The organism is Psychrobacillus sp. NEAU-3TGS (assembly GCF_029955155.1).
Classification (GTDB): Bacteria; Bacillota; Bacilli; order Bacillales_A; family Planococcaceae; genus Psychrobacillus.
This window is the reverse complement of sequence record NZ_JAPNOZ010000008.1, coordinates 81,529-106,726: the sequence shown is the minus strand read 5'-3', so window position 1 is coordinate 106,726 and position 25,198 is coordinate 81,529. Positions and strand designations below refer to the sequence as shown.

Genomic DNA, 25,198 nt, shown 5'->3' with positions numbered 1-25,198 from the left:
CCTTCCGATTATGACAATTTAACAACTTGAGTAAGATTTCGAGGCTGATCTGGATCGACCCCTAAATGCATCGCCCGTTGATACGCTAGTAATTGAAGATAAGGAACATAAATAGCATGTCGGTTCAAATCATTTATTGTGTTTGTCAATTCAATAATGTGATCTGCGACAAACCCTTCAGCTACTGGTCCGATGGTAAGTACGTATCCACCAAGCTTTTGGATATCCATAACAAGCTGTTGATCGTAGTCTTCTGTCTCCAGTTGAGTTAATAGGATAACTACTGTTGAATCGTCTACTATTGAAATTGGACCGTGTCTAAACTCCAAGCTTGAGTAGCTTTCGCATTCTGTTTGTGTCATTTCTTTTAGCTTCAAAGTAGCTTCTTTTGCAATTCCATTATATGAACCTGATCCAAGGAAGATAAAGCGTTTCTTCGTTAAATCTTCCGCCACACCTTTTGTTAAATCTTCTAATGTTAATGCAGCCTCTACCAACTCTGGAACTTGTTTAAGTTCTGTCAAATTTTGAGTAGAACGCCCTTGCTTTGCCGCGAATACTTGAAGTGCAAACAGCATATTTGAAAATGATTGGGTCATCACAACGCTTTTTTCCGTAATATGATCAAGTGCAATAACTTGATCTGTTGCCGCTGCCATAGGTGTATCCCCATTACACGTGACTGCTAATGTACGGATATCAGCATTGCCCTTTAAATGATCGAGCGCGATAAGAATTTCAGAAGTCGTTCCTGATCTAGATATTCCAACAACAAAATATTTTTTTCCAGGAACAATTGTCGTTGATGTGTGTAGGAATAGCTCAGACGCAGGAACTGCAGAAGCAAATTGACCCGTCACTGTTTGATAATATTTAGCCGCAGAAGCTGCCAAATAAAAAGATGTTCCACACCCCGTGAATAATACGTGGTCTACATTCACGTGTTCCATTATTAGATTGTCTACAAGTTCTAGTGTCTTTTGTAATTGGTCCGCCTGTCCGATTATTTCATTATACGTATGCATAAAATTCATACCCCTATCTATCTTTTATTTTTTCGATAGTAATTTGCTCCATTAATACTTCCACTTGCCCCAAATCAATAAAACCGATTGCTCGATACATCGCGTTAACTGATCCACATGCTATTGCTCGTTTATAAGCTGTGCTAATTTCTTCATTTTGAGCTAACCCGTATAGCAGTCCACCTACAAAAGCATCTCCACTTCCTACAGTATTGATGACGTCAATCGATGGTGCATTTGCTTTGAAATACCCATATTGGTTAACGAAAATTGCCCCTTCTTCCCCCAATGTAAGGCATACATGCTCAATTCCTTCACTAACAAAGCGCCCCCCTGCTTCGAGCAATTCAGTTTCAGTTATAGCAGTTTTACCTAGGATTGCTGCAATTTCATGCTCATTTGGTTTTATCGCAAATGGTTTTGCTTCGATTCCATTTCGTAATGCATCACCACTTGAATCGAGTACCGCTTTCGCACCGTTGGCATGTATAATTTGTATCAGCTCCGCATATGCAGTGGTTGGTAGTCCTTTCGGCAAGCTACCTGACAATGCAAACCATTTGACGATTTTAGACTTCTGTTTTACCCATTCGAGCATGGATTGCCATTCCTCTATGGATATTTCTGGTCCACTCTCAAGAAGTTCTGTCACTTCACTATTCAATGAATCTAGCACTGTTAAACAAATTCGACTTTCACCACTAACTGTTATTAATTCACTTGGAATAGCACGTTTTTTTAAAAGTTGTCGAATTTTCTTTCCGTTAGTCCCCCCCGCAAATCCACCAACATTCACTTCTGCACCTAAGTATTGGAGTACCTTTGCAACATTCATGCCCTTACCCCCGGCCTCCTGAGTAATAGCAGAAACTCGATTTGTCCCTCCAACATCCAATGACTCCACTTCATACACTTGATCAATTGCAGTATTCAATGTGATAGTTGTAATCATTTTTGTAACATCATGATCTTTCTTTTAACTAACTCAATTAATGCCTCTCTTGCAGGTATGAAATATTTACGCGGGTCATTTTCATTTGGATTATCTTGAAAAAAAGCTCGTACTTCTTCTGCAAATAAATCTTTCAATTCGGTTGAGAAATTCACTTTCGCTACTCCATAATCTAATGATTTACGTACACTTTCTTCCGGTACCCCTGATGCTCCGTGCATAACGAGCGGAATATTGGTCAGTTTTTGAATTTTACCTAGCAGATCAAATTGTAGTTTAGGCTCCTTCTTATAGTTACCATGTGCAGTTCCAAATGCAGGAGCAAACGAATCAATACCAGTCTCTCGCACAAATCGTTCTGCCGCTTCTGGATCAGTAAAAAATGCTTCACTCTCCTCCACCACAAAATCATCTTCCACTCCACCGATTGTACCTAGTTCTGCTTCTACCGGAACACCGATAGGGCCAGCTGCATCCGTTACTTTACGTACAAGTGCGATATTGTCTTCTAATGAAAGCTTTGAACCATCTATCATGATAGATGTATAACCAGCTCGCAAACATTCCATTACGACGTCAAATGATTCACCATGATCAAGATGCAATGCTACTGGTACTTTTGCTTGTTCAGCAGCAGCTTTTGCCATAGCAATCATATAAGGCATCTCCACATACTTATACGTACTGGAAGTAGTTTGAAGGATGACTGGGGAACCTACTGATTCCGCACCAGCGATTACTGACTTAATAATTTCTAGATTATGCGCTCCGAATGCACCGATTGCATAGTGGTTTGTATGAGCGTCTTTTAACATTTCTTTCGTTGTAACTAGCGTCATAAAATGACCCCTTTCGTTAGTGGGTTGTTGGTACAACTAAATCTATTTTAAAACTCATAGAAATTTCTATGAGTTTAATGAAGATCTGTGTAAAATCTGCAGCGATCTCCTCTTACAATTGAAATACAAAACTCGACAGGTTGTTCATTCGTGTCATATGCAGTTCGCTCCAATAACAAAGCAGGTTTCCCTACTTTCGTCTGAAGAAGTATACTTTCCTCTTCTCGAATTAAAACCGGCTCGAATGCTTCTTTTGCACGAACTACAGTCACGTTATAACGTTCAGCCAATAAATCATATAGGGACGAGGTTCCTACTTCGTACAGAACCGACATATCCTGTATAACCGACTTTGGCATAAACGATGATTCAAGGATAATTGGCTCCCCGTCCGCACAGCGTAATCTCTTCATTTCAACTACATTCTCACCTTTGGGAAGTTGTAATCCATCCCTCACAGTTGCAGAAGGTTCAACTTCTTTTACTTCAAGCACTTGGTCAGTTGGATGAAGGCCTTTTTCATGTAAAACTCGACTAAAACTATAAAATCCACCTAAGGACTGCTCAAATTTAGGTTTGGAGACGAAGGTCCCTTTCCCTTGAACCCTATAAAGTATCCCTTCTTGAACCAATTCTTCAATCGCTTTCTTAGCTGTATTTCTACTTACCTGAAACATTTCCATTAAACGATTTTCCGAATCAATTTTATCTCCCGGCTTCCATTCACCTGCACGAATCCGAGCATCTAACCGTTGCTTTAATTGATGATATAATGGAATAATACTTCCTTGGTCTAACGGCTTCATATCTTTTTCATCCTTCTTCTTACGTCTTCACAATTTCAATATATCATCAATTCAGAAAGATTTACATCATTTAAATGCATCTTTACATTGAAAAGCAATAACCCCTCTGCAAATCGTCAATTCGACTTCTCCATTTATACCAAGAATTACGATGTCAGCATCTTTCCCAGCTTGAATGGATCCTTTTCTATCAAAGAGACCTAAACGTTTAGCTTGGTTTATAGATGTAACCTGTATCTGTTCCAGAATCGTCAAACTAAGCCATGTGCGTAGATTCAGCCTTGCTTTGTTCATTGTCACTATACTACCCGCAAGAGATCCAGTTGACGTTAATAAACATTTCCCGTCACGAACTGTCACGTTCTGTCCGCCTAAATCGTAAATTCCATCAGGCATCCCCTTCGCTCGCATTCCATCGGTTATAACCAAAATCCGTTCAAGTCCTTTCATTCTTACTACTAGTTTCAATAAGTCCGCATGAAAATGAATACCATCTGGAATTACTTCAACATAAACCTCATCATGTAGAAGAGCACCGCCCACAACACCTGGATCACGGTGGTGCAATCCTTTCATACCATTGAATAGATGAGTCGCATGTGTTATTCCTTGACCTATAGCTTGAACTGTTTCATTGTAAGTTGCATTTGTATGTCCCATCGATGGAATGACTCCTGCTAGTCGAAGTTTCTTTAATAGCTCAAAATTGGCATCTAATTCAGGAGCAAATGTTACAATTTTAATAGCATCTCCAGATAGCTTCTGCCATTCTTCAAACAATTTACAATTAGGTGGCAGGATAGCATCTTCTGGTTGGGCTCCTTTTTGTTCTTTGTTGATAAAGGGTCCCTCCAAATGGATTCCTACCATTTCTGCGACACCCGCTCTACTACTATTTCTTTTGTAACTAGCAAGATTCTTAAGTGTACTACTAATTCGCGAAAGCGGATTTGTCATCGTTGTCGCCAGATAAGAGGTAGTCCCTTCTTCGGCAAGCGCGAGAGCAATACTATCAATGGTCTCTTGCTCTGAATCCATAAAGTCATATCCCCCAGCCCCATGCACATGTATATCTATCATTCCAGGGATGACATATTGTTTATCCGTGCAATCAAACACTTCTTCCTTATTATTAATGGGGGGACAGTCTGCCATTTTTCCGACAGATTCGATTTTTTCACCCTTAATATGAACAAACCCATCTTGTATAACTGATTTTTCAAGCACAATAGTAGCGTTGGTTAAATAGATCATATTGCACCCTCTTTAAATGACTGTATTGAATTTTTCTCTTCCTCCAACTGTAATGTTCCATCGTATTCACCTTTCAACCGGAAAATTTGAGATGACATCCAAGTAAGAAACAATATTGTTAGACTCACTCCGAAAAACGGTAGAAGTCCAGGTATGAATAAGAAAATCCGATATAGTACGTAGAGCCCGATAAAGGACCCAAGAACTTGAAGAGGGAACGAAATACTTAGTAAAAGAGATGATGAAAAATAACGTGCAAAGGGTAGGTCATAATGTGCATATACTTGGAATATATTCATCGACATTACAGCATACAAAATCGAAATCATAACAATCACTGTTAACATAAACAAAGCGTACGTCCCTTTCATCGTTAGTGCAATCTGCAAATTGATGATCAGAAAATAACCGATACCTATTAAAATAACTCCAATCTTATTAGAATTAACAAACTCCTTTTTATACGTAACCCAATAATTTTTTAATAGTGTTCGCAACTCATCTTGTCCTTGCATTCTTTTTCTCATTACTCCAAAGAGCCCCACTGTAGCAGGAGAAACTCCAAAAATTACTAGACCGAGTAGTGTCAACCCAATCCACATCAGTTGCAATACTGCAAGCATCGTTACAAATTCTACGAACCAGTAGAGTTTTCCTTTCCATCCATTTAAGTCCAATCTCGCTACCTCCCTTAAAGGGTAAAACTCATACAAATGAGAATCTTTGTATGAGTATTATTATTTTACTTTTCTTTTGTTGATCGTTCGTAAGCTCCTTGAGCAAGTTCAAGATAATCTTGTAATCCCATTTTATCAAGCGTTTTCTTATACTCATCCCATTTGCTAAAGTCTTGTTTACCAGTGATGAAACTTGCAGTCATTTCATTGATGTACGTTTGGATATCTGTCATAATTGCACCGACTTGTTCACTTTCCTCCACTGTATAATTTAGACCTGGAAGAATGTCTTCATCCTTTATAGTATATGGTAGAGTTTTCTCTGCATTTTGAATAGAGTTTTCTGTAGCTTCTGCACCTTGGAAGAATTTCTGTCTAACCATTCCAGGGTAATACCCACCAGGCCATGTTAAGTACTCACTAATTGCCTGGTCCATGTTCAAACCGTTGGGACTATTTGTAATCGTATCCAAATATTTAAATTTTCCACTTTCATCTTCTTCATACGTGACTCCTTCAAATCCCATGAAGAACATCTTAGAACCTTCTTCTCCATAAAAGTAATCCATCCAACGAACCATTGCTTCTGGATTTTCAGCCTTATCCGTCAACACGAACATTCCTAGATTTCCAAGACCATTGGAAACGAAGTTGTAAGAACGTTCACCAGTTGGACCTTCTAGAACAGGCACACCAATGTAACCATCCAGTTTAAATAATTCTTTCGGGTCAACTTCACTCAACATACCATAGTTTCCTTTAGATGCTTCTGCAGCAAACACATGAGGTTCGGTTGTGAAAACATCTTGGTTAATTAAACCTTCCTTATAAAGCTTGTTTAAGAATGTAAGTAATTCCTTGTATTCATCTGTCGCAGGAACAAAGCGGAATTCTTCAGTACCTTCTTTAAAGTCTAAGTTTATATTCATAGATCCTTGTTTGTTCAAGCCATACGTCCCGCGCAAATAATGAATGAACTGATCAATACCATATCCACTTCCCCATCCAAGCTCATCTGCTTGTCCATTGCCATTTGGATCTTGTTCTTTAAACGCCTTCAATACTTTATACAAATCATCTGTCGTTTCAGGTTCCTCTAGCCCTAATTTGTTAAGCCAGTCTTTATTTATCCATGGTGTACCAGCACGAAGTGATTCAAAATTAGGGTCATAAAAAGTTGGAAAGCCATAAATATTTCCGTCCGCCATCGTCACGCCTTGTTTCACAGAAGGATAATCTTCTAAAATCTTTTTAAAGTTTGGTGCGTATTCATCGATATAGTCATTTAGTGGCAAGAATACACCTTGTTGACCATATTTAAGCAAATCTGTCTTCGAAAATGCTGAAGCGAAAAATAAATCAGGGTAATCACCAGCTGCAAGTTTTAAGTTTTTCTTCTCCGCTAACCCCTCGATTTGTACAGTTTCCCATTCCACATCGATATTGGTCATTTTTTCATACTCTTCCCAAAGCATCAGATTATTCCAGTCCTGAGATGCGAAAAACTTCGCTGCAAAACCATCCACTTGAATTTTTTCTTCTACAATCGGCATACCCGTTGCCTTCACGTTGCTAGCATTTTCCCCTTTTTTAGCTGCCCCTTCCTCATTTGAACAAGCCCCCAAAATACTAGCTGTCAGTAATAGACTTGCGGTCATACCCACAAAATAACGTTTTTTCAACACATTCTCCCCCTCATTTCATATGTTTTTCTCCCTGTTACCCCTTAAGCGATCCAATCATGACGCCTTTGACAAAATACCTTTGTAAAAACGGATAGAGCATAAGCATCGGTAAATTTGCAACTATAAGTACTGCATATTTCAACCCTTCCACGCTTAGTTGTTGGGCTAAAAAGCTTTCTGACGTTGCCTTGATCATGTCATCCGTTTGACCTTGAATAAGAATTTGTCGAAGAATCAGTTGAAGTGGAAACTTCTCTTGATCCTGTAAATATATCAGTGCCTGGAAGTATGAATTCCAGTGACCAACTGAATAGAAGAGAACCATAACTGCTATTACTGGGAATGATAGTGGCAAAACAATACTCCATAAAATTCTGAAGTTCCCAGCTCCATCAATCATTGCTGACTCTTCTAATTCATGAGGAATAGATTGGAAAAACGTTCGCATAATAATGATATTCCAAACTGCAACTGCGTTTGGGATGATCATTACCCAAAATGTATTTAACATCCCAAGGTCTCTGATAAGTAAGTACGTCGGAATAAGCCCTCCACTAAAAAATATAGTAAAGACGATAAATGCCATGATAAATCCCCGACCCTTTAGGTCTTTTCGAGATAGCGGATATGCTGCCAAAATAGTCATAACGACATTTAGAATAGTACCAAAAATTGTATACTTCAGTGTGTTAATAAACCCATTTATAATATCCTTGTTCTGGAACACCTTTTCATATGCATCTAATGTAAACTCCTTTGGCCATAACCACATATCACCTGATATTACGTTCTCAGGGTTACTAAGAGATGCACTAAGAACGAAAATCAATGGATAGATTACGAGTAAAGCCACAATTGCAAGAAAAACATAGTTGAATATATTAAACGCACGATCAGTCTTACTTTCTCTCAATCTAGCCACCCCTTACCATAGACTTGTCTCATTCACTTTTTTCGCAATCTGGTTTACCATAATAAGCATAATGAAGTTAATAAGCGAGTTGAAAAGTCCCACTGCAGCCGAGAAACTGTACTGTGCTTCCAAAATTCCACTTCGATAAACGAATGTTGAAATAACATCTGACGTCGACATATTTAGATCGTTTTGCATAAGAAAGACTTTTTCAAAACCCACTGCCATGACAGATCCAGCATTCAAAATGAAAAGAATTACAATAGTAGGCATGATTGCCGGGATATTGATATGAATAATTCGTTGAAATTTTGACGCTCCATCTATCATTGCAGCTTCATGTTGCGCTGGGTCAACTGCTGCAAGTGCAGCAATATAAATAATAGAACTCCACCCCATCGTTTGCCAAACATCTGAAAACACGTACAAGCTCTTAAACCAAGCTGGTTCTGTTATAAAGCTAATTGGTGATCCTCCGAAAAGTTGAATTATTTGATTGACCAGTCCATCTGTTTTTAAGAACAGCAGTAGCATTCCAACAACAACGACTGTCGATAAGAAATGCGGTGCATATATTACTGTCTGTACGAATTTTTTATAACGTAAGCTTTTTATTTCATTGAGCATAAGCGCTAGTATTATTGGAATCGGAAATGAAACTGCTAACGTGAAAATACCTATTCCTAAAGTATTTTTTATAAGTCTCCAAAAATAATAACTATCAAAGAAACGTTCAAAATGTTTAAATCCTACCCATGGGCTCCCTGTAATCCCTTTAGTTGCGATAAAATCTTTAAATGCAATTTGCAATCCATAGAGAGGAAAGTAATGAAAAATTAGAAAATATAAAATGACTGGTGTAAGCAATACGTATAGTTCCCAATTTTTTCGAAAAGCTTTTTTCCAGCTAACTAATATATTCTTCTTTTCCTTCTGGTGTTTTTCAAAAGACTTCTTTTCCCTACTTTTTTTGATATTCTCGACATATCCTACATCTTTACTCAAATTTGTCACAATCACACCCCTTTTCTTACAAACCTACTTAATTGTGAACAATATTAGATTCTTGAGATATATGAACAACCTTACCACCAGCGCGTATGGATTCTGTTGCTGCACATCCAACAGCTACGCTCATTCGCCCAGCAAATGGAGTTGTAAGAGGTTGCTTATCATACAAAATTAGCTCAACAAAGTCTTGCGTAATTTTTGGATCTGCTCCGCCATGACTACCTTCCTCTGGCTTCATCTCGTAAGTAACATCACTAAGCTCTTTCCATGTATTTGTTTTACGCGTTTTCAAATAAATTTTCCCGTTGACGTCGTCATTCTCTATACGGCCCTCTGTCCCGATGAACGTATAGTTACGCGAATAATCGGGAGTAAAATGACATTGAAGATAAGATGCCTTAATACCTCCTTCTAGCTCCATAATGAGCATATTATTGTCTTCAACGTCGATTTCTTCTCTAAATGCACATTCCGTAAATGTATGTGGTACATACTCAGGACAAGTATTTTTAAGGTCACATTCCGGACATGTTAAATTGTTTGGCTTGTCCCCACCATAATAATCAAGACCACCGAATGCAGACACCTTCGTCGCATACTTACCAGAGATCCAGTGAATTACATCGAGGTCGTGTGAACCTTTTTGTAAGAGAAGAGATGTTGTATTTTGTGATTTTCCATGCCAATCGTGGTAGTAAAAATAACCACCAAAACCTACAAAATGTCGAACCCAAATCGTCTTCAATTCTCCAATAGCCCCTGAATCAATGAGTTCTTTCATCGTCTGGTACATGCTCATGTATCGCATATTAAAACCAACCATCAAATGTTTTCCTGATTTCTTCCATGCTTCAATAATTCTGTCACAGCCTTCAACTGTAATGGCAAGTGGTTTTTCAGAATAAACATGTTTACCGGCCTCAAGAGCAGCAGTTACATGTTCTTCATGTAAATAATCGGGAGACAATACCGCAATTGCATCAATATCATCGCGTTTCAATAATTCTTTGTAGTCCTTAGTCAAAAACAATGGAGTATCAAACTTTTCCTGAAACTTATCCAATCGTTCCTGGGAAATATCTGCTAGCGCAACAACTTCCGATTCTCCATCTGGCTTGTGCCAGTAATGAGCAAGTCCGCCTCGTAAACCTGCTCCTATAATCCCAATTCTTACTTTTCTCATTCCTACACCTCATCTATATTTTTATTCGGGAAAAAGTCTCCAAAATACCGGAAAACGTTTTCCCTAATGGGTTAACAAAACTAATCTGTAGTTTTACGTTGATTGACGTACTAATAATTCAAACGGTAATAAGGTTTTTAAAGCTATATTCACATTATCTTCTATTTGATTAATCAACACTTTTGCTGCAATTACTCCCATTTCATATTGAGGTATCGATATAGTTGTTAATGATGGAACGACATATTGAGCCATTTCATTGTTATCAATACCAATAAAAGCAATATCCTCAGGGATTATTAGACCTAGTTCGTGTGCAGCACGCATTGCCGCTATCGCTAGTAAATCTCCAGCACATAAAATAGCAGTTGGACGATTACTTTGAGGAAGATTCAATAAATCCTTTGTTGATTTGTAGCTTTGTTCCAAACACCAATTAGAATTAATGATCCAATTTTCTTCTACAGTTATTCCGAACTCATTCATCGCTTTCTTAAAACCCTTGAATCGTTTTTCATTTGTCATTTCAATGTCGATACCACCGCCGATGAAACCAATCTGACGGTGTCCTTTTGAAACTAAATGTTCTATAGCTTTGTACGCAGCTTCTTCTCTGTCATAATCTACTGTAGAGATTGCATGATCACTATAGTTAAAGTCAACTCCTACAACGGGTATCATTTCCTTGATCTCAAGAAGTATTTTTTCATCGACTTTATCAATCAGCAATACCCCATCGACTTCCTTTTCTCTAATCATCTGATGGAAAAAGGCTTCATCTTCCAAATCCTCATTACTTAATAGCAGTAGCGTGTAACCTGCATTATTTAATGTTTCACTAATACCTGAATAGATTTTTGAAAAGTAGGGATTAGACTCCGCTAAACGCGGGCTAGCAAGCCATGCTATTCTTTTGGTCTCTTTCTTCTCTGGTCCGGAAGATGCGACAAGATGTCTTGCGTATTCATTTGGTATATACCCCAACTCTCTTACCGCTTGCCAGACTTTTTTCTTTGTTTCAGGATTTACATTCCTTGAAGAATCATTTTTAATAACACGAGAAACTGTCGTAATTGAGACTCCAACATGTTCTGCAATATCTTTTAATGTAACCATTTTTCTACCTCTTTCCCTTGCAACCGTTTTCAATTTATATAATTGTACTACATGGTTCCAAGTAGTCTAGTACAATATCTTATCGAACACGACCAGTCAACAGGTTGTAGGTACAAGTTTGAGTAAAAAAAAGAAAATGCTCTTTTATTCAGAAAATTGGTATAAAAATAATATATAGTCAGAAGACTCATGTGTCAATATATTTTTATATCAATATTTATATTAGTTAGTTGTATTGACTATTCCATCTTTGTTAGAAACAACTTTGGATCTTGTATAGCGACATTGTAATGCTTACACAAGTTTAGTTGTAAAAACATCCCCATAAGCCTGTCTCATAGTCAATTGACCGACTATGAGACAACTCAATTTGTATAATATTTTTATGTGGAAGAAATTTCACTTGATGTACTATCAAAGGTTGTGGAAATTTCATAAGCAACAAGTGTAATCCCAAGTCTATCTTCTAGCTCGTTAATTTCTTGCAACTGCTCACGATCAAGATCCGCAAATTTATTATCTTTCATGATTACCCATCCTTTCTTTTAAGTTAGTCTCTCCTTGAAAAAAGGGATTATACAAAAAAGAGAAAAGCATGATTTATGCTTTTCTCTTTTAGTATTTATGGATTTGTTGACCACAAGCCCGCTGACTTAAGTAAGATTCTCGGATTCATTTTAAGCTGAGCAACCATAAAATCTGCAAGATCTTCTGGTTGCATCACTTTATCTGGATTACCATCAGTTAAATTTAACTCGACTGCCATATCCGTAGCGACTGTGCTTGGCGTTAGTGTAACGACACGTATGTTATGTTTTCTTACTTCTAGCATTAATGATTCACTTAATGCGATAACAGCTGCTTTTGATGCACTATAAGCGCTTGTTACTGGTGCACCTTTTTGTCCTGCAGTGGATGAGATATTAATAATGTCGCCTGTTTTTCTTTCAATCATTTCAGGTAATACTGCTCGTGTTACGAAGTAAGTCCCCATTACATTTACTTGAATTATTTTCATCCATTCAGCTGGATCTAGATCAAGGAAATTACCAAATTTACTAATGCCTGCGCTATTTACTAAAATGTCTATTGAACCAAGATCAGCTTTTATCTTCTCTACTGCTTGGTTAACAGAATCCATGTCAGCAACATCTGCAGTTGCAATGGAAACCTTTACTCCGAAATCTTTTAATTCGGTTGCTACTTGTTCTAAATTTTCAATTGTACGTGCAAGCAACCCAACGTGAATACCTTCTTTTGCAAATGCGATTGCTGTTGCTTTTCCTATTCCCCGACCAGCCCCTGTAATTAGAGCAGTTTTACCAGTAATAACTTGCATTTTTTTCTCTCCTTTTAAAAAGTTATGTACATTCTATACCTAGAGTACCTTCACCTCTCTGAAATGTATACTAATCTGCTTTTCCACAATATCCAGTAAAGGTCAAGAATATGCAAAAATTCTGTTATGTGACAGACAATCCATTAGTGCTAGTAGCAGTCGATAGTGAAGGGAAACACGACGACGTTCTTCCGTAAAATAAAACGATAAAAACTATTCCATAAGCATGGGAAATAAAATTTTCTATAACGTTATGGGACCCAAAAGTTGTATTTACTAATATTGCTCCAAATAAAATAGAAAGAGTGCTAACAGTTATCCTCACACGATCTCCACCTCAGTCAAAGTGAAAACTTCTGCCGTATAAATAAATACACGGCAGAAGCCTTCAAAAATTTAACCTATTAATTAATAATAGATGCCATTTCTTTTTTCGGACATTTCATGAGCTAAGCGTATCGTTGAGGCTGCTAACTCAGCGTATGTTACTTCCTGTTCAGGATTAAACTTGTCTTTATCAGTCTCTAATAATCCCAAAGAACTTGCTAGCGCAACATATCCAGCATATTCCTTGTTCACTTTATTTGCATCCGCAAAGTTCAGTTTATAAATGTCACTATGTTTGCCTGCTTGCTCAAGTCCTAGCACACGTATATACCAAGCCGCTAGTTCTTCTCGTGTCACTTTAGCATCCATATCAAAGCTTTTCGCAGGTTTAATAACGCCCATCTCAACTGCCCGTTCTATGGATTGATATAGTGGATGCTTTGGATCTATATTATCAAATGTTTGGGGCATATTTTCTCTATTCCCATAATAACCGCCCGAATAAAAATAAGAAATGGAATTCATCACTACTTTTAACGCTTCTCCTTTTGTAATAGAAGCATCTGCATTAAAATCTTTCTTGTTTTTGATATCTAATATTTTCGCGCTAATCAGATAGTTGAGCTCCTCTTCAGCCCAAGGATGTGAAATGACAGTTGTATTGTTTGCACCATAAATACTTTTCCATTCTCCTGTTTGTGCATCTAAATAACTCATTGGATCCTCATTGAAAGTTGGAGAATACACTAAATCATAATGATGATTGTCTTCATCAATTCCTTGTTTCATATAATTCAATTTAAGGCTTAATGCCTCTTTTAATTTCGCTTTTGCCTCTTCGGCAGAAATGACTTTATCTATCGTTGGCCAGTTTTCTACCTCTTGGAAATTAATATTTAAGCTACCTAAAGAACCATCTGCTGCTATCTGTACTCCTATTTGGTCTCCCTGCACAACAATACCGTTTACAATTCTCGGGAAATTGAAATAATAATTACCCATTCCCTTTTCAAAAAAAGGCTCATCCACAGGCATAGCGTAATTGTGTAGATAAGATGGTGCCCATTCCTTTAAGTATTTCACTGCTTGAGCAAGCGCTGCTTCTTTAGAAATTGGTTTTTCTGTTTTCTGTTTTTCTCCAATTTGTTCAAGAAGGTGGCTTTTAACATCATAGTACTGAATAATTTCACCTGTATTTTTATTTATTTCTATACTTCCGCCCGTTCCACCGTTCGCATAGTTATACGTATACTGGACACTAATAACAGGCTGTCCGTTGTAATTTTCAATCTCATCTAGTGATGAAATAGTCAATTTAACTTTATCGGATTTAAAATTTAGGAACTGTTCCGCTATTTTTTTGCGGACTCGACTGTAATACCCTTTTGTTTTGGAGGCAATGGATTAGCAGCTAACTTTTCGATTTTCGTTGTTTTGGGTACTTCCTCTACGTAACCATTGGAAGTGAGCCATTTACCTGTAGATGCATGTACACCTTGCCATTTCATTGTTGGTTGGTAGACAAGCTGAACATTGCGCTCACCAGTTTGGTAATCGTTATTTAGCTGATACTGCAAACTTCCCGTTAGATTTTCTTTTACTTTTTCTAATATCTCTTTTTGATCCTTTATTTGTTTTGCATCGTCAAATGTGAATTTTTCCGATTTAATAGGATTTTTGTAAAAGTTAACGATTTCCCCATTTCCAAGAACTGATACTTCTATCCTTTGATCAGCGATAGAAATTTTATTTTCCGTACGTGCAAAAGAAAAGGAGTAGCGAATCGGTTCTGTTAAAATTTGTTGAGGATAATAGTTGTAATAGTTTGGCTCTAGCTCATAATCTTCTGCATTCAAAAATTGTGCTACAAAATCAACCGCTATTTTTTTGCAGCTTCTTTAGAGACTTTTGCTGGAAATAACGAGTCTTTTTCAAGAGCTGGCTGATAGTAAAATTGCTCAATCTCTAATTTTTCTCCAACAAATCCAACACTTCCATACACTCGTTTTCCATCAATCGTTTTGTTGAAAGATAAATCATAACGTACAGTATTATCATCAGGGTAAATGTGAGCACCACCCATATAAAAGTCACTACTCGTTAAAAAATCAAACTTCTTAGGAAATAACTCATGAAACTTTTTAATTAAATCATTCTTCGTAAAAACATTTTCTGTTGAGGCAACTTGAATTTGGATTCTTTCTTGTTGCCCCTCTTCATTGAGGGAAGCACTTGCAATAGAAGAAAACATGCCAAAAGATAAAGCAGATGAAGCTAATACAATTCCAAATTTCTTTAATTTCGCCAAAATAATCCCCCTAAACTTGTATTCTCTGAATTGTACAATATATTCTGTAAATTGTGAACATAATATTTTATAATTCTGTTATTCTCTTCCTTTCTTGGCGCTCATGCACAATCCTTAAGATTCTATGTTAAGTGACTGGAGAACATTCCTATAAAAAAAAGAAGAGCTTTGTTAAGCCCTTCCTTTTTTATAAAATCGTATCATCCTCTAATTTTGAAAATGCTAAGGATACTTTTTCAAATTCTTCATCTGTATCGATAAACGATAGCTCCTCATCTTCTACTCGGAAAAAGAACACATCAATATCCTCGTCTGATTCAGATTGAATATCTTCTATGAATCCTACAGCGGCGTATTCTGTACTCTCAACAGTTAGCAATCCGAGCACTTCCATTTCTTGCTCCTGATCGTTTTCATCTAGCACGGTGAAAATTTGTCCTACTTTAATTTTCTCTTGATTTTGTTCCATCTTAACTCCTCCTCACGTAAAATGTTTAACTCTCTATATAACGTACCTTTGGATTATCATATAATACAGGCTTTTTAGCAATACAAAAATTGGTATTGCCCCTCAATATAGATTCAATTATTTAGTAGTATATACCTTAAACAATGACGTACCATTCCAATAGTAATAATATTGATCAAAATCGCTTAGATATACTGGTACAAATACAAAATGTGAGTAAAACTATTCATCGCGGATATATTATATTAAAGGATTCGATTATTATATTAGGAGTGTTCTGAAATGCACCATAATTACACAAAAAAATTCGCATTTAAAATGGAAGATAGCCATGGGGAGTTAGTTGTAAAAGGGGAAATTGAGGGAGAATCTAAAATCCCTTCTTCTGATGATTTAAAGTGTAAAGGAATAATTGCATTGTTAAATTCTATTGATCGACAGAATTTTAACGAATCAGGGAATGATCATCTATTTGAGCATTACATTAAAGAAATAGAGGAGACAATAAGCGAAGTTAAAAAATATAATAAATTTCAAGGAAAATCAGACTGTCGAGAGGGATTGCTTTAAAAAAAGAGAGGAATTAATCCCCTCTCTTTTTAATCATTTTTTTATTCCTCTTCTTCCGCTTCTTGAGCTTCTAAAAATGCTGCAGATATTTTTTCAAATTCCGCGTCCGTCTCTATTTCCGCTAATTCCTCTCCATCTATCACTTGGAAAAAGAATACATCTACCTCATCTATCGTTTCTGATTGAGCGTCATCTGCAAATGCTACCGCTGCATATTCCTTATCTTCAATCGTTAACAGGCCAATCACTTCTATTTCTTGTTCTCGATTATCTTCATCCATCACAGTAAGAATTTCGCCAACTTCAATACCACCCATTTTTTCATCCATCCCAATTTCCTCCTAACATTTTATAAAATAGAATTTCCTAATTTATTCTACCCTCTAAACCATCGATTAACCCATAATGGGCATGAATTTACCTAAAACTATTTGGAGGAACTATTCAATGAGCCTTTTCTTTATTTCTTTTGAAACTTTTTTCAATGCCTTTTTAGAACCTCTTTCCATGTCATGTTGAAATTTCCTTTCTGCATAACTAACAAACAAAGAATTTAAGTCATATCCTTCTGGATATAAATCGGTTGCTTTTCCTTCCAGTTGCAATCTCTTTATATTTACTTTTACTATTTCATTTTTATAAAACACGGACACATTATTATGATTATCTTTTTTCTCATACACAATACCAAATTCCTCAAGTTCAGTTAGTTTTACTCTGTCTCCTACTTCAAATTCATATGTTACCTCTTCCTGGTTCGCAACTAGAACTGGTTTTTTTATTTTATTGTCTCTTACTCGCTCAAGGTCATACGTTTTATTTTCTATATAACGCTGTGCTTTTTGTAGCACCTTTTCACGCAAATTCATCTTCTTAGAAATCCATAGTGCATTGCTATCACCTGATTTGCCGATTAAAAGCTTATACATAGGCTCTAATGCTTCGCTATTAAATTGCATCGCAGCATTCATAAAGTCACTATGCATTTCCGAGTAACGTTTAATCTCTCCATAGTGAGTGGTTGCGACCGTCATACAGCCCATTTGATAAAATTCCTCGAGTATGGCAATTGCTAGTGCTGCTCCTTCGTTCGGTTCTGTCCCACTTCCAATTTCATCAAAAAGTAGAAGCGTATTATTCGTCGACGCATTCATGATTTCAGATATGTTTTTCATATGAGATGAAAATGTACTCAGGGAATTTTCAATGCTTTGATTGTCCCCGATGTCTACAAAAATTTGATCGAAAACTGCTAGCTCCGTACCTTCAGCTGCTGCTATATGAAAGCCTGACATGATGGCCAATGTTAGGATTCCTATCGTTTTTAGCACGACTGTTTTTCCCCCAGCATTGGGCCCAGTAATGATTAAACTTCGATAATCTTTTCCAATTTCAAAATCTAAAGGCACAATATTTCCTGTTAAAAGTGGATGCATACAGCTTATCAGCTTAATGTACCCGTGATCATTCAACTTTGGTTCTATACCATCCATCGTTTTACTAAACTTCGCTTTGGCAAAAATCATATCATACTGAGCAATAAGTTCGATATTGATGTTAATCTGGCTCGTTTGCTCAAGAATGCTTCCTGAAAGGGTAGCTAGAATCTGATATTCTTCCATTGACTCTTCAGCCTTTAAAGTAGCAAGTTCAGCATTCAATTTAGAAATAGCAGCTGGCTCTATAAATACTGTAGAACCTTTGGAAGAAGCTTCGATAATGGTGCCTTCCACTTGATTTTTATACGACGCTTTAATCGGAATCGTAAACCTATCATCTTTTTTGCTTATAAAAAATTCTTGAATATATTGTTTGTTCGCATTGCTTTTCAGAAATTTATTTAGACGTTCTTCTATTTTTTCTTCTGCTTTTGCCATTTGATTACGGATTCGCTTTAATTCTTTGCTAGCTTCCGAATCGACTCTATTCCCTCTAATCGAGTGATTAATATCCTCTTCAATACTTTGAAATTCCATCATCGAATATGCATAAGCATGTAAGACAGGAGCAAAAAACTCCTTCCCTAACATAAACTTCTTTATCACCCGACACCCTCTTAAAAAATCTGAAATAGCTACTAGCTCAGAAGGACCAAGAATCATCCCTTTTTCAAGCTTTTCCATCAAATAATTTATATTGGAAATCCCCTTTAATGGGAGATGGCTTTCCGCATCCAGTAGTTTTCTAGCCTCTGTCGTCTCATTTAGTCGATTTTTCACAACCTTACTATTGGTACTCGGTTGCAACTTATCCAATAATTCTTTTCCTAAACTACTTACGCAATGGGATTTCACCATTTCCTTTAGTTCGTTATATTGTAATTTTTCAAAGGTCATCTTATTCATTTTTATTCCTCCTTATTTAATCAAATTCGCCTTGGCGTATTTGCGTCCAGATTTTGAAATGAGTTTGCTCAATTCACTCCTTTCAAAATCTGTGACATCCGCCGGAGGCTCTAATTTCATTCAGTAGGGTTTAAACCCCTACTGAATGAAATTAGAAAATGCCCGCAAGAACTCTCCTACCTCTCCATATTTACGGCTTAAACCGAAAAATGGATAGAAAGCTCCTGCGGGCATCAGCCTTGTGGTCGTCACAAGGCATTTTTGATCGTTAACTAATAATAGGATAGAAAAAAGAGCATAGCAGGACAAATCCCACCACGCTCTTCGTCTTAACATACCATTATGTTAATCGATTATATGGAAAAGGAAGCAGTCTTAAGGTAGGTATCCACAATGTTGCTTAAACATTGTGAAACAAGGCACGCTTAATAAGCTAGTACAAAACCAGTTATTAAAAGCCTTATTAAACTAAATTAGTTTATACCTACAACCGACATACTCACCACACCTTTAATTAGAATATTTTCAATATATCATCATTTCACATGCAAGTCAATTAGATATCGTGTAATAAACGCAACCGATATGAATTCATGGCCGTTTCACCCAGCTGATCAAGTAATTTGTAGTTGGCAAACGCCCCAACAACTGCTCCGATACCAGGTAGTAGCTGAAACATTTTAACCAAATCAATATGATCCCTATATTCCTGCTGGAACTCTCTCCAGTCCATATCGGCAATCAAATGTTTTTGGTATTCCCAGTTTTCAATTATATATAATGCATCTTTTCGTTTTTCCTCACTTGAAAAAGCTAATAGGAAAATATGTAATATGAATAGTCGTTCCTCATAATCATCCGTATCGAATCCATAAATCGCGGCAGCTTCAAAAAGGAATTTCATTTTTATAGATAAAAGTAATGGGAAATCAGCAAGCCCTAGCAGTATTCCTCCTGCTCCTGTACCAGCGCCTTCAATAACAGCTGTTTTTCTGAAAGTAGAAAGTTTTTCTTTCAGTAACTCGTCTCGTTCATATAGGCTGAGCTCAAATGGCAAACGTTTTTTCGTTGTCATGTTGGAGCCTACAAGCGTTGCTTTTACCATGTTTTTAATACTTTCTGTCATCACGTGATGGAACTTTTCCGGAATAATACCATTAACCTTGTTCTGTACATTTTTAGCAGCCCGGCCTAAAATACCAGATTTTTTTGTCATTCTAAGCTTCCAAAATTGAAGTTGTTGCTCTACTTCTTTTGTATAATCAACCATATGTCCTCTCCTGTCTTCACGCTGTCTCATTTACTTTCTAGTATAGACCAGTAGAAATTTAATTAAATGGACTAGAGCTTTATTTACATATACATCTAAAGACGTAATAGAAAAATAGTCGTTTAAAGTATTGTACTCTTTAGATCAAACTTATATAATAGCGGAAGAAACATCTAAAGATCTGATAGTTCAGCGGGAGAATACGTCCTTGACAGGGACGGGGTCGGGGGTTCGAATCCCTCTCAGATCATCACACGAAAAACCTTTCGCATCAAGGCGTAAGGTCTTTTTTATGTTTGAATTCAATCATTTTATTTGTTGATTTTATAAATAGTACTCTCTAATTTCATGGACTGTTCTTCCAGCTTTTGAATACGTTCTTCATGCTTTTCATCAACTTTTTCTAATGCTTTTATTCTTTCTTCGTGGTTGTTCAATTGTACCGCATGCCCTTTCACTGTTTCGAACATTGACGGCCTACTCCCTTCCGTCATTCCCATTCCCCCTATCTCAATATAAAAAACACCCTCCACTTCAATCTGTGGACGGCTAAAATTTATTTCCGGAACGCTCGTCTTTCTGCATATTCAACGCATAAGGGACAAACTTTTACTTTTAGATTTCCTTCATTCTTATAAGTTCGCATATCATTTGTTTTTCTTAAGCAAAAATGACATGACTTATTAGATGGTTTTTGAACGCTTTTAATTTTAGATATTAAATCTGTTAATATTTTCATTAGGCTACCTTCCTTTCATCTTTCCTATTTCGGCAAAAGTAAGGTGTTTCCTTTAACAATATTTTGATATAAAAAATAAAGCTAGTTTATCCTGCGTTTACGAGTTTTTCAGGCCAAAAAGAACGCCCGTGTGGACGTTCCTCATAAAGTTTATTCTTTTCTCTTAAGAATTCTATGTCCCAGATGTTGATTTTAAATCCATGGAGTCCCTTAAATCTCTTAATAGTATCGACAAGAGTTGACGAATACTAGAATCAGAATCATTTGTAGCTAGCCCATATAAATAAAAGAATTTATCTGATACATTTGTCGCTGCCCCTGCAATATAAGAGGGGTTAGTAACCTCAAATTCCGGGAAGACTTTAACAGCTTCTTCATTTGCAATTTCCACAACTCTCAACTTAGACATAATCTCCCTCTTTTCCTTAAATACTTATAATAAATATACTCATATTAAATAGTTTTTATTCATATATTAATTTTTATAATGTTTAAGATATAAAAAGAGATAAAAATATACAGGCCAATATAAGAAAAAGAACGCCCAGTGACGTTCCCCCAAAGTTTATTCTTTTCACTTCTCTTACGACGCATTAGGTTCCCAAACTAACTACATCATTAATTAGTCTTTGTAAGCTGTATTTTCTAGAACAATAACTCGTTCCTCACTTGGAGTATGTCCCATTTGTTTCGTATTTTCTACCAATCGAAAAATATTATCACAGCATTGTTGGGCACCTAAAACTAATAATGGTACACCAATAAAATCAATTTTTAGTCCTCTTGAAAAAAAACCTCCAATTGACATTACCATTGGGACAGTTGGAGATGTATTGGAGAAAATTATCTTTTCATTGAATTGATGTTTATTTTGAATCAATAAAATTAAATCTTTCATTGCTGGTACAACTAGCTTAGAGGATTTTCGACCTATTGTATACACTGAGTCTCCATCTTCATCAATACCATGAAAAAAGATTCGTCCAGCATCCTTTTTAGTTAATTTATTGAAATAGTTTACATTTAATATTTGTTCTTTTGTTAACTTTTTCTCTGATTGGGTAATTTCTTTTAATGATAAGCGGCCGCCAAAGCTGTGGTATGCGTTCCGCCATAGTCATTATATATATAAATCATGTTATCATCCTTTATATTTTTATCTATGGCTATTATGCTCATTTAGTCTAGTATCAATTCATTTGATGCCATTTACATTTGGATTTATACATCACTTTTACCAATAAGCATAAAAAATAACACTAGCTTATACTGCGTTTCCGTTTTTTTTTCGAACCAAAAAGAACGTCCTTATGGGGACGCTCTAAATTGGATTATTAAATTTTACTTACTGTACTGGATTATCTTTTCAACGGTGGCCTCTTCTTACCGTCTTCTAAAAGTTTTACCCATTCATTTATATGTTGCATAATGGTGTTCTCAGGACGGACTGCTTGTAATCTTCCCTTAAAAGCAGGATCAAGCATAGCCTTTTTCACAATGCCATCCTTGATTTTCATCCTTTCAGATGTTCGTTTCTTTGTTTTTCCGATAAGCTCAGTATCAATATATACCAAACAATTTTCATCTGTTCGTTTTCAGTCCAAAATAGCTTTCCCATTGTAAAACCTCTTTATAGAATGAAGGATTTCGCTTCAAAACCTATGCCTTTATTTTGTGGTTTATGTTGTTTCTAGTACTTATAACTTAGTGGTAGTTCTGTAGTTAAGCCAATCGACCAGAGTATTGTTTTTTTATAAAAATAACAAAAAAGCTTGCTAATAAACAGAAAATCCCTGCCATAAGGAATGACCCTGTGTAAGAATTAAAAAATTGATAAATGAGTCCCCCTCCATAAGCCGCAGCTGCTGCACCTACTTGGTGAGATGCAAAAATCCAGCCATAAATGACGGCACTTTGCTTTATGCCAAAAATTTGTCTAGAGATACTAATCGTTGGTGGTACAGTAGCAATCCAATCTAATCCATAAAATATAGAAAAAATAAACAATAAAGTCATAGATCCTTCCTTTAACGCCCAAGGAAGAAAAACTAAAGAAGCTCCTCTCAAAGCATAGTAGGTAAATAATAGCCAACGATTATCAAAACGATCCGATAGCCAACCAGATAAAGTAGTACCAACCAAATTGAAGACCCCCATAAACGAAAGAAGAGAAGCCGCTGTAACTAAAGGAATCCCAAAGCTGATACAATAGGAAACAAAATGCGTACCGATTAAACCATTCGTGGAAAATCCGCAAACAAAGAAACTACCTGCTAATAACCAAAACGCCTTCACTTTCACCGCAGCTGATAAACCTTTAAATGCAGTTACGATAGGATTTTCCTTTTGTTCTTCCTTGCTATCCTCTACTTCCTCTTCCTGTCCATATCGAAGAAGTCCAACGTCTTTTGGACTGTTTTTCATAAATATTAAAATGACGATCAGCATAATCAAACTCAAGGTCAAAATTAATCCCATCGCCGGGCGCCACGAATAGTTCTCAATAATACCTGCTAAAACAGGAAGTAAAATTAGCTGACCTGTTGCTGTACTCGCGGTTAAAATTCCTACTGCAAGGCCTCTTCTTTTCTCAAACCAATGATTCGCCACATAGGGGCTTAATACGGTTAAAAATAGACTAGACCCAAGTCCAATAATGACTCCCCAAATGATGATTAGCTGCCATGCTTGCTGCATAATGAAGGTAAGAAGCATCCCCGTCAGCAAAGTGGCCATCGACATCATCATCATTTTCCGTAAGCCCATCACATTGAGTAATGCCGCCATAAACGGTCCAGATATTCCATATAAAAACAAGCTAATCGCAAAAGCAACTGCAATAACCGATCGATTCCAGCCAAATTCGCTTTCGAATGGAGTTATAAAAACTCCTGAAGATGACATCGTAATTCCCGCTACAATAATGGAGAAAAATGTTACAGCAAGGATAAACCAACTATAATGTATACGTTTCAAAACAATTCCCTCCATCTTAAGATACTTTCCTTAACATTAACCCATATTAAATTATCAGTAAAATTGAAATTTCTGAAGTTATCTATTGATATCTCTGATACTATGGTAATAACATAAAATCAAAGTAGGTGAAACAATGGAAATACGCCATTTTGTTACATTTAAAAAAGTTATTGAAACGGGAAGCTTCACGCAGGCTGCGGAACATTTAGGATATACACAATCTACCGTAACTTCTCATATTCAAGCACTAGAAGAACATTTAGGTGCCCCTCTATTTGATCGAATTGGTAGGAAACTAAAATTGACCGATGTCGGCAAAAAGTTATTGCCATATACGAAAGAAATTTTAGAAACCTATGGAAGGATAGAGACTATTACTAGGGATGAAGAGGAGATGAGTGGAGAGTTAAAGATTTCCGCTCCAGAGTCCTTAACGGTATACCGTTTAGAACCAATACTAAGAGAATACAGAAAGAAGTTCCCACAAGTGAGCATCAGTTTAAGTAACGCCACTTGCGGAGATAACAAAAGAGCGATACTTAGTGGTAATGCAGATATTGCATTTCTTATGTTGCCACAACTGCAAGATTCAGATTTAATCGTCCATTCGTTACTGGATGAACCTATTGTCCTTGTCGGAAGTCCTGACTGTTCGCTGAATATGTTAGATAAAAGCTATGATAACCAAAAGCTAAGCGAATGTTTAATCGTGAATGAGGAAGATTGCAGTTACCGAAATATGTTTGAAGAATACCTAGGAGATAGAGGAATTACGCCTTCTCATACCATGAAGCTTTGGAGTGTCGAAGCGATGAAACGTTGTGTCATGAGTGGTTTAGGTATTGCTTGTCTACCTTTAATGGCAGTAAATGAAGAAATCAAAGAAGGTAAATTAAAAGTGATTCCTTGTGATGGGGGCTTTTATCCGATTTTCTCTCAATTTGCTTATCATAAAAACAAGTGGGTTTCCCCGGCACTAGCAATGTTTATCGAAATTACATTGAAGCATGCGAGAGATTGGTCGAACATAGAAACATTTTCGTTGAATAAATAATAGGCTCTCTTTAAGAAAAAAGTTGATTAATTCCATTAAATTGCATTTAAACTAACACCGCAGTTTAATCCAATAAGGAAAATAGTTTGAGGTGGTAAGTTGAAGTTTCGTCTGTTAGGAGAGAAAACTAAAGTTGAAATAGAGATTTTAGGACGTGAACATCCGAATAGCTATGATTATTGGGATGGAAACTGGGAACTGGGTTGTTTCCAATGTAAAAGTTGAAATTCCAGGGTATTATGTTGATTTTTAAGCAAGTTTAAGGACAGATGAAATTAGAGATTTTGTTGATGATTTGAAGTTAATGGATAGGCATTTATCGGGAAAGGCTATATTG

The 25,198-nt window shown here is 36.5% G+C and carries 26 protein-coding genes, 1 tRNA gene and 1 pseudogene; 3 read left to right on the top strand and 25 right to left on the bottom strand.

Annotation, left to right across the window (positions count from 1 at the left end; genetic code table 11):
• Positions 1 to 8 precede the first annotated feature (8 nt).
• The 17 genes from OR571_RS07600 to OR571_RS07520 form a co-directional block, all read right to left on the bottom strand.
• Complete coding sequence (locus OR571_RS07600; RefSeq protein WP_282242228.1) at positions 9 to 1,025, bottom strand: SIS domain-containing protein; 1,017 nt, start codon at positions 1,023 to 1,025, stop codon at positions 9 to 11.
• A 13-nt stretch (positions 1,026 to 1,038) separates the two neighbouring features.
• Positions 1,039 to 1,977 carry a 1-phosphofructokinase gene (pfkB, locus tag OR571_RS07595; RefSeq protein WP_282242227.1) on the bottom strand — a complete coding sequence of 313 codons (939 nt, stop codon included), beginning with the start codon at positions 1,975 to 1,977 and terminating at the stop codon, positions 1,039 to 1,041.
• The gene (locus OR571_RS07590) at positions 1,974 to 2,816 is read right to left on the bottom strand and encodes a class II fructose-bisphosphate aldolase (RefSeq protein WP_282242226.1); all 843 of its coding nucleotides are present in this window, start codon (positions 2,814 to 2,816) and stop codon (positions 1,974 to 1,976) included. The genes pfkB and OR571_RS07590 overlap by 4 nt, the downstream gene beginning before the upstream one ends.
• A gap of 74 nt (positions 2,817 to 2,890) precedes the next feature.
• A complete protein-coding gene (locus OR571_RS07585) occupies positions 2,891 to 3,622 on the bottom strand; it encodes a GntR family transcriptional regulator (protein WP_282242225.1) in 732 nt (243 codons plus the stop codon).
• 66 nt (positions 3,623 to 3,688) lie between these two features.
• Positions 3,689 to 4,876 (bottom strand): N-acetylglucosamine-6-phosphate deacetylase, encoded by a 1,188-nt coding sequence (nagA, locus tag OR571_RS07580; protein WP_282242224.1) that lies wholly within the window; start codon positions 4,874 to 4,876, stop codon positions 3,689 to 3,691.
• Positions 4,873 to 5,553: a YesL family protein gene (locus OR571_RS07575; protein ID WP_282242223.1), complete on the bottom strand. Its 681-nt coding sequence runs from the start codon at positions 5,551 to 5,553 to the stop codon at positions 4,873 to 4,875. The genes nagA and OR571_RS07575 overlap by 4 nt, the downstream gene beginning before the upstream one ends.
• Before the next feature lie 65 nt (positions 5,554 to 5,618).
• A complete protein-coding gene (locus OR571_RS07570) occupies positions 5,619 to 7,238 on the bottom strand; it encodes an extracellular solute-binding protein (protein WP_348775030.1) in 1,620 nt (539 codons plus the stop codon).
• 34 nt (positions 7,239 to 7,272) lie between these two features.
• Positions 7,273 to 8,151 carry a carbohydrate ABC transporter permease gene (locus OR571_RS07565; RefSeq protein WP_142539887.1) on the bottom strand — a complete coding sequence of 293 codons (879 nt, stop codon included), beginning with the start codon at positions 8,149 to 8,151 and terminating at the stop codon, positions 7,273 to 7,275.
• Positions 8,152 to 8,163: 12 nt separating this feature from the next.
• The gene (locus OR571_RS07560; RefSeq protein ID WP_282242262.1) at positions 8,164 to 9,069 is read right to left on the bottom strand and encodes an ABC transporter permease; all 906 of its coding nucleotides are present in this window, start codon (positions 9,067 to 9,069) and stop codon (positions 8,164 to 8,166) included.
• A 124-nt stretch (positions 9,070 to 9,193) separates the two neighbouring features.
• The gene (locus OR571_RS07555) at positions 9,194 to 10,345 is read right to left on the bottom strand and encodes a Gfo/Idh/MocA family protein (protein ID WP_282242221.1); all 1,152 of its coding nucleotides are present in this window, start codon (positions 10,343 to 10,345) and stop codon (positions 9,194 to 9,196) included.
• Positions 10,346 to 10,438: 93 nt separating this feature from the next.
• Positions 10,439 to 11,461 carry a LacI family DNA-binding transcriptional regulator gene (locus tag OR571_RS07550; protein WP_282242220.1) on the bottom strand — a complete coding sequence of 341 codons (1,023 nt, stop codon included), beginning with the start codon at positions 11,459 to 11,461 and terminating at the stop codon, positions 10,439 to 10,441.
• A 383-nt stretch (positions 11,462 to 11,844) separates the two neighbouring features.
• Positions 11,845 to 11,988: a hypothetical protein gene (locus OR571_RS07545; RefSeq protein WP_282242219.1), complete on the bottom strand. Its 144-nt coding sequence runs from the start codon at positions 11,986 to 11,988 to the stop codon at positions 11,845 to 11,847.
• 95 nt (positions 11,989 to 12,083) lie between these two features.
• The gene (locus tag OR571_RS07540) at positions 12,084 to 12,800 is read right to left on the bottom strand and encodes a 3-ketoacyl-ACP reductase (protein ID WP_282242218.1); all 717 of its coding nucleotides are present in this window, start codon (positions 12,798 to 12,800) and stop codon (positions 12,084 to 12,086) included.
• 408 nt (positions 12,801 to 13,208) lie between these two features.
• On the bottom strand, positions 13,209 to 14,441 hold the full coding sequence (locus OR571_RS07535) for an S-layer homology domain-containing protein (RefSeq protein ID WP_282242217.1): 1,233 nt from the start codon (positions 14,439 to 14,441) through the stop codon (positions 13,209 to 13,211).
• Positions 14,442 to 14,479: 38 nt separating this feature from the next.
• Positions 14,480 to 14,983: a hypothetical protein gene (locus OR571_RS07530; protein WP_282242216.1), complete on the bottom strand. Its 504-nt coding sequence runs from the start codon at positions 14,981 to 14,983 to the stop codon at positions 14,480 to 14,482.
• A 23-nt stretch (positions 14,984 to 15,006) separates the two neighbouring features.
• The gene (locus OR571_RS07525) at positions 15,007 to 15,435 is read right to left on the bottom strand and encodes a hypothetical protein (protein ID WP_282242215.1); all 429 of its coding nucleotides are present in this window, start codon (positions 15,433 to 15,435) and stop codon (positions 15,007 to 15,009) included.
• 187 nt (positions 15,436 to 15,622) lie between these two features.
• A complete protein-coding gene (locus tag OR571_RS07520) occupies positions 15,623 to 15,904 on the bottom strand; it encodes a DUF1292 domain-containing protein (protein ID WP_282242214.1) in 282 nt (93 codons plus the stop codon).
• Positions 15,905 to 16,186: 282 nt separating this feature from the next.
• Between OR571_RS07520 and OR571_RS07515 the strand changes: the two genes are divergently transcribed.
• Positions 16,187 to 16,474 carry a hypothetical protein gene (locus tag OR571_RS07515; RefSeq protein WP_282242213.1) on the top strand — a complete coding sequence of 96 codons (288 nt, stop codon included), beginning with the start codon at positions 16,187 to 16,189 and terminating at the stop codon, positions 16,472 to 16,474.
• Positions 16,475 to 16,515: 41 nt separating this feature from the next.
• On the opposite strand, the gene OR571_RS07510 is transcribed toward OR571_RS07515, so the two are convergent.
• The 3 genes from OR571_RS07510 to OR571_RS07500 all read right to left on the bottom strand — a co-directional run bounded on the left by OR571_RS07510 (position 16,516) and on the right by OR571_RS07500 (position 20,089).
• Positions 16,516 to 16,803 (bottom strand): DUF1292 domain-containing protein, encoded by a 288-nt coding sequence (locus tag OR571_RS07510; protein WP_481900368.1) that lies wholly within the window; start codon positions 16,801 to 16,803, stop codon positions 16,516 to 16,518.
• Positions 16,804 to 16,914: 111 nt separating this feature from the next.
• Entirely contained in the window at positions 16,915 to 18,819 is a 1,905-nt protein-coding gene (locus tag OR571_RS07505) for an endonuclease MutS2 (protein ID WP_282242212.1), read from the bottom strand.
• Between the two features lie 556 nt (positions 18,820 to 19,375).
• On the bottom strand, positions 19,376 to 20,089 hold the full coding sequence (locus OR571_RS07500) for an EcsC family protein (RefSeq protein WP_282242211.1): 714 nt from the start codon (positions 20,087 to 20,089) through the stop codon (positions 19,376 to 19,378).
• Positions 20,090 to 20,267: 178 nt separating this feature from the next.
• Here OR571_RS07500 and OR571_RS07495 point away from each other — a divergent pair.
• A tRNA-Val gene (locus tag OR571_RS07495) sits at positions 20,268 to 20,339 on the top strand.
• 61 nt (positions 20,340 to 20,400) lie between these two features.
• On the opposite strand, the gene OR571_RS07490 is transcribed toward OR571_RS07495, so the two are convergent.
• The 5 genes and pseudogenes from OR571_RS07490 to OR571_RS07470 form a co-directional block, all read right to left on the bottom strand.
• Positions 20,401 to 20,583: a hypothetical protein gene (locus OR571_RS07490; RefSeq protein ID WP_282242210.1), complete on the bottom strand. Its 183-nt coding sequence runs from the start codon at positions 20,581 to 20,583 to the stop codon at positions 20,401 to 20,403.
• Positions 20,584 to 21,000: 417 nt separating this feature from the next.
• On the bottom strand, positions 21,001 to 21,237 hold the full coding sequence (locus tag OR571_RS07485; RefSeq protein WP_142539850.1) for a hypothetical protein: 237 nt from the start codon (positions 21,235 to 21,237) through the stop codon (positions 21,001 to 21,003).
• Positions 21,238 to 21,450: 213 nt separating this feature from the next.
• A pseudogene (locus tag OR571_RS07480) lies at positions 21,451 to 21,965 on the bottom strand (DUF3189 family protein).
• Between the two features lie 221 nt (positions 21,966 to 22,186).
• Positions 22,187 to 22,402, bottom strand: coding sequence for a hypothetical protein (locus OR571_RS07475; protein ID WP_282242209.1), 216 nt, complete (start codon positions 22,400 to 22,402; stop codon positions 22,187 to 22,189).
• 148 nt (positions 22,403 to 22,550) lie between these two features.
• On the bottom strand, positions 22,551 to 23,804 hold the full coding sequence (locus OR571_RS07470) for an MFS transporter (RefSeq protein ID WP_282242208.1): 1,254 nt from the start codon (positions 23,802 to 23,804) through the stop codon (positions 22,551 to 22,553).
• A gap of 136 nt (positions 23,805 to 23,940) precedes the next feature.
• Here OR571_RS07470 and OR571_RS07465 point away from each other — a divergent pair, with 136 nt between their 5' ends.
• A complete protein-coding gene (locus OR571_RS07465; RefSeq protein WP_282242207.1) occupies positions 23,941 to 24,861 on the top strand; it encodes a LysR family transcriptional regulator in 921 nt (306 codons plus the stop codon).
• Positions 24,862 to 25,198 lie beyond the last annotated feature (337 nt).